This is a genomic window from Cellulomonas sp. P2_F12 (assembly GCF_056403775.1).
In genome coordinates this window covers 131776-147615 of the sequence record NZ_JBFUEV010000007.1, presented here as the reverse complement: position 1 = coordinate 147615, position 15840 = coordinate 131776, and the positions used below count along the sequence as shown (strand labels likewise).

Annotated in this window: 18 protein-coding genes; 12 read left to right on the top strand and 6 right to left on the bottom strand. The window is 70.7% G+C overall.

From position 1 onward, the window contains the following. The first annotated feature begins 82 nt into the window (after window positions 1-82). The 6 genes from AC1DWH_RS15350 to AC1DWH_RS15325 all read left to right on the top strand — a co-directional run bounded on the left by AC1DWH_RS15350 (window position 83) and on the right by AC1DWH_RS15325 (window position 5255). Window positions 83-1489, top strand: a complete 1407-nt coding sequence (locus AC1DWH_RS15350; RefSeq protein WP_477094398.1) for a recombinase family protein — start codon at window positions 83-85, stop codon at window positions 1487-1489. A gap of 274 nt (window positions 1490-1763) precedes the next feature. After that, the gene (locus AC1DWH_RS15345; protein WP_477094397.1) at window positions 1764-2012 is read left to right on the top strand and encodes a hypothetical protein; all 249 of its coding nucleotides are present in this window, start codon (window positions 1764-1766) and stop codon (window positions 2010-2012) included. Between the two features lie 313 nt (window positions 2013-2325). Further along, window positions 2326-2634 (top strand): hypothetical protein, encoded by a 309-nt coding sequence (locus tag AC1DWH_RS15340; protein WP_477094396.1) that lies wholly within the window; start codon window positions 2326-2328, stop codon window positions 2632-2634. Then, the gene (locus tag AC1DWH_RS15335; RefSeq protein WP_477094395.1) at window positions 2631-3698 is read left to right on the top strand and encodes an AAA family ATPase; all 1068 of its coding nucleotides are present in this window, start codon (window positions 2631-2633) and stop codon (window positions 3696-3698) included. Before AC1DWH_RS15340 ends, AC1DWH_RS15335 begins: the two co-directional genes overlap by 4 nt. Before the next feature lie 406 nt (window positions 3699-4104). Further along, entirely contained in the window at window positions 4105-4368 is a 264-nt protein-coding gene (locus tag AC1DWH_RS15330) for a hypothetical protein (RefSeq protein ID WP_477094394.1), read from the top strand. Then, complete coding sequence (locus AC1DWH_RS15325; RefSeq protein ID WP_477094393.1) at window positions 4365-5255, top strand: HK97 family phage prohead protease; 891 nt, start codon at window positions 4365-4367, stop codon at window positions 5253-5255. Before AC1DWH_RS15330 ends, AC1DWH_RS15325 begins: the two co-directional genes overlap by 4 nt. Before the next feature lie 24 nt (window positions 5256-5279). Here AC1DWH_RS15325 and AC1DWH_RS15320 read toward each other — a convergent pair whose 3' ends face one another. After that, window positions 5280-5666, bottom strand: coding sequence for a hypothetical protein (locus AC1DWH_RS15320; RefSeq protein WP_477094392.1), 387 nt, complete (start codon window positions 5664-5666; stop codon window positions 5280-5282). A 111-nt stretch (window positions 5667-5777) separates the two neighbouring features. On the opposite strand from AC1DWH_RS15320, the gene AC1DWH_RS15315 reads away from it, so the two are divergent. Then, on the top strand, window positions 5778-6464 hold the full coding sequence (locus tag AC1DWH_RS15315; RefSeq protein WP_477094391.1) for a hypothetical protein: 687 nt from the start codon (window positions 5778-5780) through the stop codon (window positions 6462-6464). After that, a complete protein-coding gene (locus AC1DWH_RS15310; protein ID WP_477094390.1) occupies window positions 6461-6739 on the top strand; it encodes a WhiB family transcriptional regulator in 279 nt (92 codons plus the stop codon). Before AC1DWH_RS15315 ends, AC1DWH_RS15310 begins: the two co-directional genes overlap by 4 nt. A 51-nt stretch (window positions 6740-6790) precedes the next feature. Here the strand turns inward: AC1DWH_RS15310 and AC1DWH_RS15305 are convergent, their stop codons facing one another. Then, window positions 6791-7468 carry a hypothetical protein gene (locus AC1DWH_RS15305; RefSeq protein WP_477094389.1) on the bottom strand — a complete coding sequence of 226 codons (678 nt, stop codon included), beginning with the start codon at window positions 7466-7468 and terminating at the stop codon, window positions 6791-6793. A 238-nt stretch (window positions 7469-7706) separates the two neighbouring features. Here AC1DWH_RS15305 and AC1DWH_RS15300 point away from each other — a divergent pair, with 238 nt between their 5' ends. Together AC1DWH_RS15300 and AC1DWH_RS15295 are read left to right on the top strand one after the other, a co-directional pair. Next, window positions 7707-8321 (top strand): hypothetical protein, encoded by a 615-nt coding sequence (locus AC1DWH_RS15300; protein ID WP_477094388.1) that lies wholly within the window; start codon window positions 7707-7709, stop codon window positions 8319-8321. A gap of 385 nt (window positions 8322-8706) precedes the next feature. Beyond that, window positions 8707-9393, top strand: coding sequence for a hypothetical protein (locus AC1DWH_RS15295; RefSeq protein ID WP_477094387.1), 687 nt, complete (start codon window positions 8707-8709; stop codon window positions 9391-9393). Here AC1DWH_RS15295 and AC1DWH_RS15290 read toward each other — a convergent pair. From AC1DWH_RS15290 to AC1DWH_RS15280, 3 genes are read right to left on the bottom strand one after another with little or no spacing between them, the layout of a single operon-like run. Further along, on the bottom strand, window positions 9347-10285 hold the full coding sequence (locus AC1DWH_RS15290; protein ID WP_477094386.1) for a type II secretion system F family protein: 939 nt from the start codon (window positions 10283-10285) through the stop codon (window positions 9347-9349). The genes AC1DWH_RS15295 and AC1DWH_RS15290 overlap by 47 nt on opposite strands. After that, window positions 10282-11145, bottom strand: a complete 864-nt coding sequence (locus AC1DWH_RS15285) for a type II secretion system F family protein (RefSeq protein WP_477094385.1) — start codon at window positions 11143-11145, stop codon at window positions 10282-10284. The genes AC1DWH_RS15290 and AC1DWH_RS15285 overlap by 4 nt, the downstream gene beginning before the upstream one ends. Then, window positions 11145-12371, bottom strand: coding sequence for a CpaF family protein (locus tag AC1DWH_RS15280; protein WP_477094384.1), 1227 nt, complete (start codon window positions 12369-12371; stop codon window positions 11145-11147). The genes AC1DWH_RS15285 and AC1DWH_RS15280 overlap by 1 nt, the downstream gene beginning before the upstream one ends. A 346-nt stretch (window positions 12372-12717) precedes the next feature. On the opposite strand from AC1DWH_RS15280, the gene AC1DWH_RS15275 reads away from it, so the two are divergent. Beyond that, complete coding sequence (locus AC1DWH_RS15275) at window positions 12718-13671, top strand: hypothetical protein (RefSeq protein ID WP_477094383.1); 954 nt, start codon at window positions 12718-12720, stop codon at window positions 13669-13671. Window positions 13672-13735: 64 nt separating this feature from the next. Next, entirely contained in the window at window positions 13736-14656 is a 921-nt protein-coding gene (locus AC1DWH_RS15270; RefSeq protein WP_477094382.1) for an aldose 1-epimerase family protein, read from the top strand. Between the two features lie 43 nt (window positions 14657-14699). Here the strand turns inward: AC1DWH_RS15270 and AC1DWH_RS15265 are convergent, their stop codons facing one another. Then, window positions 14700-15542, bottom strand: a complete 843-nt coding sequence (locus tag AC1DWH_RS15265) for a M15 family metallopeptidase (protein WP_477094381.1) — start codon at window positions 15540-15542, stop codon at window positions 14700-14702. Window positions 15543-15840: the final 298 nt, after the last annotated feature.

Genomic DNA, 15840 nt, shown 5'->3' with positions numbered 1-15840 from the left:
GGGAAGACGGCGAAGACGACGGTGACCGGCAAGATGAGGAAGACGACCGGGGACAACATCGGATAGGCGTACTGTTGTCACCATGACGACCGCTAGGACGCTCACCAGGACCGACACCGCCGTGATCTACGCGCGGATCTCGAACGACTCCGAGGGTCGCGAGCTCGGCGTCGAGCGGCAGGAGCAGGACTGCCGCCAGCTCGCCGAACGGCTCGGCCTGGCCGTCGCCGCCGTGTACATCGAGAACGACACAGGCGCGAGCACGCGCAGCCGCAAGCCTCGGCCGAGGTACGCGGCCATGGTCGACCAGGTCCGTGCAGGCGGCGTCGGCACCGTCCTCGCCTACTCGAACAGCCGCCTGTCGCGCCGACCGGCCGAATGGGTGGACCTGATCTCGCTCGCCGAGACGACAGGCGTCGCGATCCGCACCGTCGCCAGCGGCACGACCGATTTCACGACCGCCGACGGTCGAGCTGTCGCGCTGACGATCGCCGCCTGGGACGGTGCCGAGGCCGAGCGCACGAGCGAGCGCACGCGCCGCGCGTTCGACCAGCGCGCCGAGCAAGGCAAGCCGCACGGCAAGGTCGCCTATGGCTGGTCCCGCGTCGACGGGAACGACATCGTCGACCCCGCTCAGGCGGCGATCATCCGCGAGGTCGCTGCACGCGTGCTCGCTCGTGAATCGATGCGGTCGATCGTCAAGGACCTGAACGAGCGCGGCATCCCATCGCCGCGCGCGCTCGCCTGGGATTCGGTGATGCTGCGGCAGATCATGCTGCGCGAGCGCAACGCGGGTCGCCTCGTGCACCGCAAGGTCGTCGTCGGCGCTGGTGCCTGGCAGCCGATCCTCGACGACGACACGCACGATCGCGTGCGCGCGCTGCTGCTCGACCCTGCGCGGGTGACAACGCGCGGCACGCCGAACCGCTACCTCCTGTCCGGCGTCGCGACCTGCGGTCGCTGCGGCGGCGTCATGCGGGTGAACCGGACCGGGAACACCCCGACACTGTCCTACTACTGCGCGTCGTGTTTCGGCGTACGCCGCCGCCTCGACGACGTCGACGTCGTGGTCGTCGAGACGATCATCGAGCGGCTGTCGCAGCCTGACGGTCCCGACCTGCTCGGCGGCGACCAGGTGGCTCTGACGGCCGCGTTCGAACGCGCGGCCGCGCTGCGCGTTCGGCTCGACCAGGCGGCCGACCAGTACGCCGACGGCGTGATCGACGGCGAACAGCTCGCCAGGATCACCGCGCGACTGCGACCGCAGATCGCCGAGGCCGAGCGCACCGCCGAGGCCGCACGGCCTGCCGACCCTGCTCTGCGCGAGCTGGTCAACGGCGACGTCGCCGCGAACTGGGACGCCGCGACCCTCGACGTTCAGCGCGCCGTGATCCGCGCGCTGATGACCGTCACCATCGAGTCGACGAGGCCTGGCACAGCGTTCGACCCGGCACGCGTTCGTCGCGAATGGCTCAGCACGACGAGCTAGAACCCCTCCCCTAGTGACTGCCGCCTATCGCAGACGTAGAGTCTGAATCAGAGCACCACCCCGACCAGTTCGACGGCTGGCGGGTCCGGTTCGACGCCGGACGCGGGGACAGAACGCAGCGGGTCCTGGGGAGCAGGACGCTCGCGTCGGCGGCGTAGGCCCGGCGGGTATGTAGAGCTCCGAACTACACGAGCGCGCGAGGAATACCTCGATCGTCGAGGCCTCGTACCGAGCGCTCGGGTAGCCACCTGCACACCGCAGGGGAGCCGCTCCCATGACCAGCACCACGACCCCACCCTCTGAGAACGAGCGAGCGCACATCCTCGCCTGGGCTCGTGCGAACCGCCGAGGCGCAGGCGACACCATCACGGCCGCCGAGTACCGACGCCTCGAAATCGAGTCGGACCTCGCAGGCCTACGCCTCGCGCTGCGCCGAGAGCTCGGCGCGCGCCGATCGCTCGGTCCCGAGCACCGCGACCAGGTTCATGCTGTCGTCGACGAGATCCTCGGCGGCACACGGTGAGCACCGACCGGCTCGCCGCTGCTGCCGAGCTCGACCGGCGCGCGCCTGGCTGGCGAGACGACGTGCGACGCGTCGTCGAGGCCGCGCCGCCGCTGACCGAGGCACAGCGCACCCAGCTCGCTCTACTGCTGCGCCGCAGCGACCCGACGGACGACGCGTCGCCGCCCGGACGCAGAACGGGTCGGCCGCGCGGCGGCGACCGACCCGACCTACTGCGAACCTCACCAGCGACCACGACTGCGGACCAGGCAGGACGTCGTCGTGTCCATCGTGAACCGTCGCGAGGCGTCGTGTCGACGGACGGTGTCGAGCCGTGAGCGCGTACATGACGACGTTCCCGCCGCGCCGGACCATCGACGATCGACCGCTGCACACTCGCGCGGATCACCAGCACCTCGACCGACACCGCCAGTACGCGACGGCATACCGCCAGCTGGTCGACGGGTCGAGCGCGTATCCCGATCCCGCGCAGACCTTCGAGCGTGGCCTGCCGTACAGCCTGACGCTGCCGGAGCTGCGCGCCGAGTGGTCGCGTCGGCACGACGACGAGGGCTGGCAACGCTGGGAGCTCGACGAGCGGCTGCATCCTAGTCCGCTCGCGCTCGCCGGAGTCGCGGCGTGAGCGGCGGCGGACCGTTCACGGTCGACGAGCTGATCGCGCAGGGTGTGCCGCGAGCGACCGCCGAGACGCTGGGTCGCGTCTCGACACCGCCGAGTCCGCTCGACCTCGTCAGGCACGGTGGCGACCTCGACAGGCGTGCGTTCGAGCCGCTGAGGTTCGCCGTTCCCGGCATCGTCCCTGAGGGCATGGGGATCGTCGCCGGAGCACCGAAAGCAGGCAAGAGCTTCCTGATGCTCGGCATCGCGCTCGCCTGCGCCGACGGCGGGGTCGCTCTCGGCGCGATCGCCGTCGGCGAGGCCAGGCCTGTGCTGTACCTGGCGCTAGAGGACGGCGAGCGACGCCTGCAGGAACGATGCCGCCGCCTGATGTGCGGCCAGCCGATCCCGCGCAGGTTCGACTACGTCGTCGGCAACGTCGACCCGAACATGCTGCTGATCCTGATCGCGCTCTGGCTGACCGAGCATCCGAGCGGCCTGGTCATCCTCGACACGCTCGGCAAGGTCATGCCGCCAGCCATGGCGGGAGAGACGACGTACTCGCGCGACTACCGCATCGCCGGACAGCTCAAAGCGCTGACCGACGCGCACCCCGGCAGCTGCCTGATCGTCGTGCACCACGACCGGAAAGCGGCCAGCGACGATTTCGTCGCGAGCATCTCCGGTACGCACGGCCTCGCTGGTGCGGCGGATTTCGTCATCCTGCTCACGAGGCCACGTAACGAGGCGCAAGGCCTGCTCAAAGTGACCGGCCGCGACGTCATCGAGGCCGAGTACATCGTCGAGACGATCGACGGCAGCTGGTCGCTGCTGAACGACTCGATCGCCGACGCCGCCGCAGCTGCAGCCAAGGTCCGCGCCACGATCGGCCTCGGCGAGACGAGCGCAGCGGTCGTCGAGCTGGTCGCGGCGAACCCTGACGGCATCCGTGCGCAGTCGGTCGCCGACGAGCTCGGCCTGCCGGTCAAGGCCGTGCACCAGCACCTCGAACGCGCCGAGAAGGCCGGTCGCATCGTCAAGCCGTACAGAGGCGTTTACGCGCCTGTGAACCACACAGACGCGCGGTGAGTCTGTCTATACCCCCTGAAGATTTAGAAGAAAGTGAAGACAGCCGGCAGGACCGAGAACACTTCACTCGCCTCTCTTTCTTCACCCACCCTGAGAGGACCGATACCCCGATGACTGACCTCGACGACGGCCGCAGCTTCGAGGACTGGCGCGACCTCGTCGACCAGAACCTCGCGACGTGCACCTGTCCGACCGTCGTCCTCGTCCTGCGCCGAGACTCGACCAGGCCGCCTCGTCGACGGCGAGTACAACCACACCGACGAGAGCTGCCGAGCCGTCGAGGCGCTCGTCGCCGACGCCGTCGAGCAGATCACCAGCGACCCCGACGACGAGCCGACGTAATCTGTACTGGATCAGTCGGGATTTCGACCGACCGCATGCACCCCGCCAGCGAGAGGCGACCCCCATGCCGAGCACGATCGCGATTCCCAAGGCCGAGGCGTACCTGCGCGGCTACGTCCGCGACGGCGACGTCGACCTCGAACCAGCACGCGAGCGAGCTCGACGAGCTGCCGCAGGCGAGGCGACCAGGCGCAGAGTCGAGGACGAGCCAGAGCTGCGCGTGCGGCGCGTCGCCGACGGCGGCCAGCTCACCACCAGCGCAGGACCGCGCGTCGTGGTCGATCGGTTCGGCCAGGCGGTAGCCAAGCGCGAGGACGTCGAGCCGTGACCGTCACCGCCGAGGCACCCGTCGAGGTCGACGCCGACGGTAAGTCGATCGAGGTACTGGCCGTCCGGTACGGCGAATCGCCGTTCGTCGAGCGCATCCCGACCGGCGAGCTCGTCGCCTATCGCGAGGCCTGGGACGCCGACAGCGTCGTCACGCCGACGACGCGCGTGCGGCTGCTGACCTATCACGACCGGTCGCGGCCGATCGGCTGGCTCGACCGGTTCTGGTCCGCGCCTGACGGCCTGCACGCCAGCGGCCAGCTCGTCGGCGGCGCGGCCAAGCTCGACGAGCTGCGCGCGATCGTCGCCTCAGGCCTGGCCGCCGACGTCAGCGTCGGGTTCGTTCCCGATCCTGAGCTCGACCAGTGGTCGCCGCCGCAGCGCAGGAACGGCCTGGCCGCTGTGCGTCGTCGCGGCGCGAAGCTGCGCGAGGTGTCCGTCGTCGACCTGGCAGGCATCCCAGGATCGAAGGTGCTCAGCATCCGAGCACCGCGACCAGGACCGAGCTCGGTCACGACGTCGGCGCTGGCCGAGGCCGAGGCCGCCGCACGAGGCACAGGGGTCGCAGCTCGCCAGCGGATCGACCGGCAGGCCGAGGCCGCGCTGGCGCTGCACGAGGCCGACCAGCTCGTCGAGGCAGGCCAGCGCTGGCGACAGCTAGACCAGGCCGACGACGTCGAGCCAGCACCCGCACCGACACCGCAGCTCGCCGACGGCCGGACCTGGCAGCAACGCCTCGACGACGAGGACGAGCGGCTCTGGCACCTGGCACGCGAGGACGACGCACGGCGCGAATACTTCGAGGCGCTCGCTCGACGACAGCGCGCCGAGCTGTACGCCGAGCAGCACGCTGCCGAGCTCGACGCCGTCATGCGAGCGCACCGTTAGCTCGTCGAGGTCGACACGATGCGCTCAGGACACGTACGCGTAGACGCGCTCCATCCAACGAAATCGCCGCGAGCCGCGCTCGTAGCCGATCACACAGACCACGGTCGCGACCACGAGCAGACCGGTGACGATCGTGACGCCGCCCCAGAATCCGGCGTCCCTCGGCTGGCCGATGAGCGGTGCGATCAGGTAGCCGACGCCGCCAGCAAGCGATGCGCACGCCAGGAGCGCAGCGACAGCCGACACCCTGCGCAGCCCGTAGAGGACGAATCCGACGAACGCTCGCCGCACCTCGGTCCGCAACATCGCGGCGCTGTTGTCGGCAGCGTGCCGTCCGAGATTCGGCTCGCGGTTCACGACCAAAGTGTCGCAGCCAACCTCCCGGTTCTCTTCGCACGCGAGCGAGATCACCCTCGATCGCGTCCGGGAGATCCGCTTGAGTCTCGGTGCCAGTCGTACCCGAGTCGCGCCGTCATGTTCCGCCTCGCCACGATGCGCTCGAACCAAAGAAGGAGGGCACCGATGACCGCGATGCCTGCGCCGATGACGAACGCGACGGTACTGAAGAACCCGAACAGCGACACCAGACCGGCGAGCCAGAGAGTCACCGCTCCACCGGTCCCGAGTGCGCGCTCAATACGCAGGTGCTGTGCCACGTCCGAAGGATCGCACGTCGAGGGGGCGGGTTTTCTTCCTGAGGCGGCCAGTTCACCCCGCGGTACGCCTGCCGCACTCGCAGGCCAGGACGGCGACCCGAGCGCAATCGAGACGATCGGGACGCGATCGACCGGATCGGGGTCGAATCGCCTCGATCGGCGTCTGCAGCTCGTGCCAGAGCTGGCCGAGCGTGTCTGCGTCGAGCCTCGCTGCGACGTCGTCCTCGTCGGTCGCAGGCCTGAGGCGCGCTACTGCTCGCAGCGCTGCCGCAAGCGTGCGGAATGGTCGCGTCTGGTCGCTCGTGAGCGTGCTCGCCAGGCTGCGCAGGCCGCTACGCAGGCCGCCGAGCACACGACCGGACCGGCGCGGCTCGACGGCGAACCCTGGTGGTCCTGGGAGCTGCGCACGCTGCTCGCGCAGTCTCGGACAGGCGAGGCCGCCGACCTCTGGCGGCGCGCCGTCGAGCTGTCGGACGTCGAGACGATCCCGGCCGAACTGGCGCGCCTGGCCGACGAGCTCGGCTGGTCCGTGCCGAGGCGCTGGTCGTCGTGACGGTCCTGACGGCTCGGTCGGCGCGGCCTGGTGCTGGCTCGGCGTCAGCGGTCGCGGTCCTGACGTCGGCGGCGCTGGCAGCTGGTGCGCCGTGCACGAGCGGCGATCCTGCCTGGATCTCGCCGCGCAGCACGGCGGCCGAGATCGCCGAGGCCTGCCGTCGCTGCCGTTCGTGTCCGGTCGTCGAGCTGTGCCGCGATGTCGCTCGCGAGGTGCGTCCGTCGTTCGGCGTCTGGGCTGGCAGGCGGTACGGCCAGGCGCGGCGACGGCGCTGAACGCCTGGGCAGGGGCCGCATTCGCGACCGCAAGTCGCATACCAGACGTCCTCAGGCGGAGGTCGGCCTCTCGTCATCAAAACCAGCCGCACGCAGGTGCTGGATCAGCGTCAGCCCCCAGTCGCTGATTCCTTCGCTCCGTTTTGCCGGAACCTCATGCACCCGCGTGTACGTGCTGGGGGACGGAGTGGCAGCCCCCATCCGCACCAAGCTGGCTCGGATCGGCTCCGCCAGCGACTTCCACACATCACTACTTCCCCATTGCGACGAGTTGGTCGGCACGATCTGCACCGCCGCCCACTCGTCTGCGAGGCGCGCAAGCGCGATCGCCTGAGGCACGTCAAGTGTGTCGAGTGCATCGACGATCATCTGTGACTCATCGAGCTTTGCATCGTCGAGCGCTACCTGTGTCACTGCCGCAACCAGAAGCTGACGCTTCGACGACATCCCCGTGCGGATGCTCGCGTTCACCGCTCTGGAGAACAGAGCGGCGAAGAACGGATCGTCGTGGACTCGACTCAAGAGTCGCTCTTGTCCTATCGCCTCGACGACGCCAGACATCAGCTCCGTCGCGTTTGCTGCCTGCCGTTCGCGCAGTCCCGTGAGGATGATCTCTAGGGGTCCGCCGAACCCGGGGATCGCGGAGACTGCAGCTCGCAAGAGAATCTCGGCGAAGCTCGTCAGCGGTGCGACGTCGTCCGGCGTCGGCGCTTCGCTGGGCTCAGACACGCGGTCTCCCTCGACTCGTGGTCGCTCGGCGACGAATGGCGGCGAGCCAGACGCTACTCCGAACGATCGCACCTGCCGTGCCTCGCGTGCGCGTCGTGGCCGTCCTCGCAGGGCCGTCCTGACGTCAGTGGCGCGGGAAGCTCTGGAGGACGCTCAGAATGGCAGCAGGCGGATTCGCAGCCCGCGCGCCCGGGAGAGTCGCCACGTGACGTGCTCCGCTCGCACTACGGTCGGTCCCGTGACCGTCGACGTGTCTGGGTTCATCAGCGCGATCACGCCTGGAACATGGCCGGACTGGTTCGCCGCGATCGGTACGACTGCTGCATTTGCCATCGCAGCGATCGCGTACGCGCGTGACGTGAAGGCTCGCAACTGGGCACAGGCGCGATTGGTCTACTGCAAGGTGTTGGGGGTCACGGCATACGAGGCTATGAAGTCGTTCCCACTTCTCGATCAAGGCGCACAGGTTGGCCATGGCGACGTCAAGCTCGGCCACGTCGAGGCTGTCGACGGCACGGTTTTGCACTTCTCTGAATCGCCATTCGTCCTGGTGACCATCGCCGTGCATAACGGCAGTGACGAACTCATCGGGCCGGTGTGGGTGCAAGGGTTCAACCCAGGGGACGGGGCACCTTGGAACTTTCGAGTCCCGCTCGGGTTTGTGGAGCCGCGCAGTCACGGCGTCGTCGAGTTGTACTGCTCGAATCCCGCTCACCCGGGCGAACCGAACGTGCTAGGACGGGTTGTGTTTCGCGACTCCGGCGGCAGATGGTGGCGGCGCTCAGGATGGGAGCCCGTAGAGCCGAGATCAACTCCCACGCCGAAACTCGTCGGGCACGGTTGGGTCGACTGAATTCACAGGCGCAGGGTCGCGCCGTCACCGCTGGATCGCTCGCACGCAGTCTGCAGGCACCCAGGCGAGCCAGTTCTGCTCAGGACCGACGGTCTGTCGCACGCACAGCCAGGCCGCCGCTGCAGGCGGCGCGGGAGCTCGCGAGACGACCGCGACAGGCACCGTCACGACGCGGCCGCCGTACGTCTCGGCCGTCACGGTGCCGAACCGCATAGGCACGAGCGTCGTCATCCCGCGCGGCTCGGCGTGTGTGCGGATGCGAGCCGTTGAGTCCATGCGTCGGACGGGAGAGGTAGCAGACGCACGCCCGGTCACCCCGCGTAGAACGGTGCCGATGCGACTACTTCACCCGAACGAGGATGGCTGATGCCAGTAGCCTCCGGCCATGTGGTTTGTTGCAACTCCTGATCCCGTGCCGTCGCCAATCGATGTGTATCTGCACAGCGATCCGGGCACCTGGTTGGACGTATGGGGTCCGACGCTCCTGGGGTTCATCGGGTCGCTCGTCGTCGCCGCCGCTGCGGTTATCGGCGTAATCATCGGAGCAAACAAAAACGCGCGAGCCATCATCAGTGCTGAGACGGAACGACACAACCACGCGGTAGCGCACAGCGACACCGTATGGCGGCGTGACACGAAGTCTACGGCCTATTTCAACCTGCTAAACGCGTTGGAACGCGCCGACACCGCAATATACCAATTCAAATGGTACACGCGCGACGGCGGCAAAAACGCCGGAGGCTCGTACGAGTACGCGCCGATGAGTTTCGAAATGGCGGAAAAGCAGACAGAGGCCTGGGATATTGCCTCCGACGACGTCGGGAACCTTTGTGCATCGATTCGTGCGATCGGCACCACCGAAATTGCGGTCGAGGCCGAGGCAGCGCTCGACTACTTCTTTAAGGCAATGTTCGCCACCCACGCCGCGATCGACGCCGCGATGGCAACTCCGCCAAACCCGCTGCCGCCGGTGGACGAAGTCGCGGCGGACGAACGCGCCAATGCGCTTGTTCATAGCAAGAAGGTCACCGCCCTGGTTCGAGCAGAGTTGGGGGCAGACGCTCCGGCGTAGCGCAAGGCGCTGAAGAGAGCGTTCTTTCGATGGTGACCGGCACCATCATCAGCACTTCCTTGCGGCCACCGGTCTCCATGAGCGCCCGACGACCCTCCTCGCGGACGTCCTGCGCCTGCGCCCGGAGCACGTCCGCCAGCGGTGTCCCCCGCTCGACGGCGACGGCGACACCCTCGGCGAAGCGCGCGAGCGCCGGCAGCCCGGTCCGGCCGGCGAGGTTGTCGAGCGCGACCGTCAGCGGCGCGCCCGCCCGGGCGTCGGACAGCGTCCGGGCCAGCTCCGCCGTCAGCTCCCCGTGCGTCGTGCGCACGACACGCTCCAGCGCGCCGACCGCCCCTTCGCCGGCGCCGACGGCCAGCGCGAGCAGCTCCGCGATCGTGGGCAGCTCGGCGAGCATCCGCGACTCGCGGGCGCCCAGCTCGCGCGTCAGCATCCAGTCGCGGGCCAGCACACCCAGCAGCCCGCAGACGGCGACCAGCACGACGAGCGCCACCACCCCGGACCCACGGGTCGCCGCCAGCAGCAGAGCGAGCGCGAGGCCCGCCGCAAGCCCGAGCACGCCCCAGACCACCTGCCCTGCCCGGAACTGTTCCGCCGTCTCGCTGCGGCCGGCGCGCGACAGTCGTCGCCGCAGCTCGGTGGTCGGTGAGCCGAGGCGCGTGACCAGGCGGACGGCGTCGCCCATCACGGGCGCGACGAGCCGCTCGAGCGTCGCGAACGGGCCGCGCACGCTCGGCGCCCGCAGCAGCCCGGACGCGGTGGCCTGCGGGCGGAGGTACGGCGCGAGCCGCTGATCGAGGTCGATGCGCCGGGAGCGCAGCCGGAACACGACGAGCGCGAGGCCCAGCCCGCCCAGCAATCCGATCAGCGCGCCGACCATCCCGGGGCTCATCGCAGCACCCGAGGGTCGTCGGGAAGCCGCGCGATGCGGAGCATGGCCAGGTAGGCGACGGCCGTGCAGGCGCCGCCGACGACGAGCACCGCGAACCCGGCCGGGGTGTCGTACGCGCTCGCCGCCTCGGGGCGTGTCGAGAGCAGCGCGAGCACGACCCACGGTGCCGCGACCGCCAGCCGTGCGGCGTAGACGGTCCAGCTCTGCCGCGCCTCGAGCTCGCCGCGGGTGCGGACGTCCTCGCGCAGGAACGTCGACAGCGTGCGCAGCAGCCGTCCGAGGTCGGTGCCGCCGACGTCCCGGGTCAGCCGCAGCGCCTCGACGATGCGGTCCGCGACCGGGTCCGCCAGCCGGGCCTTGAGGGCGTCCGGGCACTCGCCGAACCGCCCGGTCGCGCGGTAGTCCTCGGCGAAAGCCGTGAAGGCGGGCCTCAGCTCGACCGGTCCGCGCTCACCGATCTGCGCGACGGCCTCGGGCAGCGCCAGCCCGGCGCGGATGCCCGAGCCCAGGTGGTCGACCACCTCCGGCCAGAGCTGCCGCAGGCGCGCCCGGCGGCGTCGCGCACGCCCGCGCACCACGGCCCACGGCGCGAGCGCGGCGAACACCGCGAAGCACAGCGCGATCGACGGGATGCGCGTCACGGCGACGCCCACCAGCAGCACGACCAGCCCGACGACGACGCTGGCCGCGACGAGACCCCCGGGCGTCACGCCGCCCGCCCCCGCCTGGACGAGCGTGTCCTGCGTCTGGGCGTACCAGCCGGCAGCTTTCGCGCCTCCGCCACGGCGCGGCTCGGCCCAGAACGACCACCAGATGCACGCGAGGCCGGCGCCGAGCAGGAGCCCGACCACGACGCCCATCAGCCGCGCCCGCGCAACAGAGCGGCCAGGTCGGTGCCGGAGCGGGCGAACCGCTCCGCGTGCGGCGGGAAGCCGTCGGCACGCACGAGGTGCCCGCCGCGGGTGTGGAAGACGTCGGCGGTCTCGACGATCCCCTGCTCCACCCGCCCGGGCACGGCGACGATCTCGCGCACGAGCCGACGCCCGGAACCGTCGAGGTCGAGATGCACCACGAGGTCCACGGCCGAGGCCACGGTCGGGATCACGAACCGGTCGGACACGTTCTCGCCCGCCAGCAGAGGCAGCGTGCAGAGCTTGGTCAATGCCTCCCGGGCCGAGTTCGCGTGGATGGTGCACATCGCCGGCACGCCCGCGTTCAGGGCGATCAGCAGGTCGAGGGCCTCCGCCTCGCGCACCTCGCCGACGAGCAGCCGGCTCGGGCGCATCCGCAACGCCTCCTTGACGAGGCGCCGCAGCGGGATCTCCCCGGTTCCCTCGAGACTCGGCTGGCGGCACTGCATCGCCACCCAGTCACGTGCGACGAGCCGCAGCTCGAAGACCTCCTCGCACGTGATCACGCGTTCCCGGGCAGGGATCGCACCGGCCAGGGCGTTCAGCATCGTGGTCTTGCCGGCCTGGGTACCGCCCGACACGAGCACGTTGAGCCCGGCCCGGACCGCCGCGTGCAGGAACGCGGCCGCGTGCGGCGTCAGGGTGCCCAGCGCGACGACGTCGTCGAGGCTGGTGGCGCGGACCACGTACTTGCGGATGTTCACCGACCAGTGCTGCCGCGTGACGTCGGGAATGACCGCGTGCAGGCGTTCCCCGCCCGGCAGGCTGGCGTCGACGAACGGGCTCGACAGGTCGAGACGACGCCCCGAGACCTTGAGCATCTTCTCGACGAGGTCGCGGACCTGGCCGTCGGTGAGGATGGTCGTCGTCAGCTCGGACTCGCCGCGGCGGGCCACGAAGACCTGCGTGGGCGAGTTCAGCCATATTTCTTCGACCTCGGGATCGTCCAGGTACTTCTGCAGCGGGCCGAGCCCCGCGACCGCGTCGACGACCGCCTTGTGCGCGGCCGCCGCGTCGACAAGCGGCGGCACCGCGCCGACGACCGAACGCTCGTCGTAGTCCGCGATGACGTCGGTGACCAGCGACACGATGCTCGGCCGGTCCCGGACGGGGTCGATGCCGCGCCTCCGAATGAGCTCGCGGACCTCCGTCTCGAGGATCGCCACACCGTCCACGGGCGCTCTCCTCGTCGTGTCATGGGTGCCCGGTTCATCCGTCATGTCCGATTGCACGCTGGCCGGAACCCTAGGGGACGGCCCGGCGGTGGCACACCCCGCTGTCCACAGATGAGACGCGGTTCACCCGTCGGAGGGACCCGTCCGGGACCTCGGTCCCACGTCGTCAGCCGCTTGCTCGAGACAATTGAGCATTCAACCAAGCAGGAAGGAGGCGGGCGACGTGACGACATTCCAGCGCCGAGGCGCCTCCCGGGTCGGGCCCACTCACGGGGCCTGACGGCCCCTGAACGCCCGTCCCCGCACCGACGCCGGTGCACCCTGACTCCCCGAAGGATCGATCTCCATGCGTTTCCGCGCGCTCGGCGCCACCCTGCTCACCGCCGCCCTCGTCCTGCTCCCGACCGCCGCGCACGCCGCGGGCTCCGACGACCCGACTCCGTACACCGTCACCGCCGCTGGCCTCCAGCTGCCCGCCGGCACGACGTTCGAGGAGAACGGGCACATCAACTACAAGGTCACCCAGCTCGACGGCAGCGGCGAGAAGTCGTTCGGCGTCCACCAGGAGGTCCCGCACAACAACCAGTGGCCCCAGGCGCGCTACGTCGGCCAGAGCTACTACCCGTGGACGGACCACCCGCTGTTCAAGGCCTCGTTCCCCGGCGGGTACTGCATCACGTGGGTCCAGGTGAGCCTGTACAACGAGCACTTCGGAGAGGGTGGCCAGGCGCCGGTCTGCACCCCGACGGACCCGGTGACACCCACTGACCCGACGGACCCGGTGACCCCGGTCGACCCGACGGACCCGACCGACCCGGTCACTCCCGTCGACCCGACCGACCCGACCGACCCGGTCACCCCGGTCGACCCGACCGACCCGGTCACCCCGGTCGACCCGACCGACCCGGTGACCCCGGTCGACCCGACCGAGCCCACTGACCCGGTCGACCCCACGGACCCGATCGACCCAGTCGACCCGCTCACCCCGGTCGACCCGACCGACCCGCTCACCCCGGTCGACCCGACCGACCCGCTCACCCCGGTCGACCCGACCGACCCGCTCACGCCGACCGACCCGGTCATCACGCCGACCGACCCGACCGACGCGGTCCTGCCGGACGCGACCGAGCCCGAGCTCATCAGCGAGGTGCTCGCCGCGGAGCCGTCGGACACGGCCGAGCTCGCCTCGACCGGTGTCCCCGTGGCCGCCGTGAGCGCCCTCGGCGCCCTGGCGATCGCCGGCGGAGCTGCCCTGCTCGTCGTGGCCCGTCGTCGCGCGAGTTCGCTGCAGGATCGCTGACGTCACAGGCCGGACACATGACCCGCTCCCGCGGGTCGTGGGTCCGGCCCGCTAGCGTGTGAGCGTGTCCACGACGATCACCGCTCCCCTGCCCACCGGCCGCCAGCATGTCCTCGAGCTGGGCGACCAACGGGCCGTCGTCGCCGCGGTGGGTGCGAGCCTGCGCGAGTACACGGTGGACGGTCGGGACCTCGTGCTCCCGTTCGACGAGTCGCAGATCGCGCCGGCGTTCTCCGGTGCCGTCCTCGCGCCGTGGCCCAACCGGCTGCGCGACGGCGACTACAGCTACGACGGCGTGTCGTACGAGGTCCCGCTCACGGAGCACGCGCGACGGACCGCGCTGCACGGGCTGGTCGCCCACACCACGTTCGCGACCGTCGTCGCCGAGCAGGCCGCCGTCACGCTCGAGCACGTCGTGGTCCCGACGCATGGCTACCCCTGGCCGGTGCGGCTGCGGGTCACGTACGCGCTCACGGACGCGGGGCTGCGGGTCACGGCCGAGGCCACGAACCTGGGGACGACGACCGCGCCGTACGGCATCGGCTTCCACCCGTGGCTGTCGCCGGGCGACGGCCAGGTCGACGACTGCACCCTGCAGGTCGACGCCGCACAGCACGTGACGATCGACGATCGGCTGCTGCCGACGGGCTTGGAGCCGGTGACGGGCGGGTTCGACCTGCGCTCCGCGCGGAGGCTCGAGGGTCTCGACCTCGACGACGCCTGGACCGACCTGGCCCGGGACGCGGACGGCCTGTCGTGGATCCGGCTGGGCTGCCCGGACGGGCGGACTGTCGCGCTCTGGGCGGACGGGACGGCCCGGGCCTGGCAGGTGTGCACGGGCGACACGGTCGTCGGTATCGCGCGTCGGGGCGTCGCGGCGGAGCCGATGACGTGCATCGCGGACGCGTTCCGCACGGGGGACGACCTGGTGCACCTGGCGCCTGGCGCGAGCCACACGACGACCTGGGGCCTGACGCTGATCTGAGGCGCTGATCTGAGGCGCTGCTCAGGGGCGGGGACGGCGGCGGTCAGCCGTCGTAGTACTCGCCGTCCTGCTGGACGCCCTTGGCGTACTCCCAGTGCCACTTCTCGTGCGGCCCGCTGCCGCCGGGCTGTGCCCAGGCGGGGTTCTGCCAGCCGTAGGTGGGGCCGTTCTCGGTGATCCAGCGCCACTTCACGCCGGACGTCTGGTCCTGGCAGAGGTCGACGGCGAGGCCCCAGCCGTGGTTGCTCTTGCCGGGCGCGGCGGCGAGGCCGCCCTTCTGGGCCTTCACGGCCCGCTGCTCGGCGAGCGTGCGGTAGCCGGAGGCCAGGCACAGGTCGCCGCCGAACCGCGCCGCGAAGGCCTGGTTGAACTCGGCGAGCGACACGGCCGCGTCGGCGCGCAGCTGGGTGTGGTTGTCCCACAGGGTGCAGAGGTCGGCGACCTTGAGCAGGCCGTTCTCGCCGGCCGGACGCACGGAGCCGTCGCAGCCCGGGAGTAGCGACCGCTCCTCGGTGCGGCTGGACGCCGAGAGGCTGCGGGCCTGCAAGGCGCCGTCCGCCGAGACCAGCGACGTGGGCGGCAGCGCGGACATCGGGGTGCCGGCCAGTGCGGAGACCGTGGTCGGCAAGGTCGAGTCCGCGAGGGCGTCGGAGCCGAACGCCACCGGGCCGGGGATGATGCCCTGGCTGACCGGGATGACGACCGTGATGCCGGCGAGGACGCCGAGCACCCCGAGCCGGGCGGCCGCGCGGGTGGGGCGCCGACGACGGACCGTGCCGTGGACGACGGCCGCGAGCTCCGGGACCTCGTCGGCGACGGGTGCGACGTCGGGAACCGGCCGCTCGGCCGCAGCGACCGAGGCCGGCTCGACGACAGGCGCGATCAACTCAGAGACGGAAGTGACCGGCTCGACAACAGGAGCGGGCGGCTGCGCGACGGCCGCGACCGGCTGGACCACACGAGCGGTCGGCTGCGCGACGACTGCGACCGGCTGGGCAACGGGAGCGGCGGGGGCCGCGGGCTGCGCGGGAGCGGACCAGGCGGAACGAGGCTGCTGCGCCTGAACCGGCGCCGCAGCACGAGGCGCGGCGGCCCGGACAGGCGCGGCGGGTGCGTGGTGCGCCCAGGACGGCACGTGGTGCAGCGCCGTCGGGGAGTCGGGATCGGTGCGCGGGGCGTTCGCG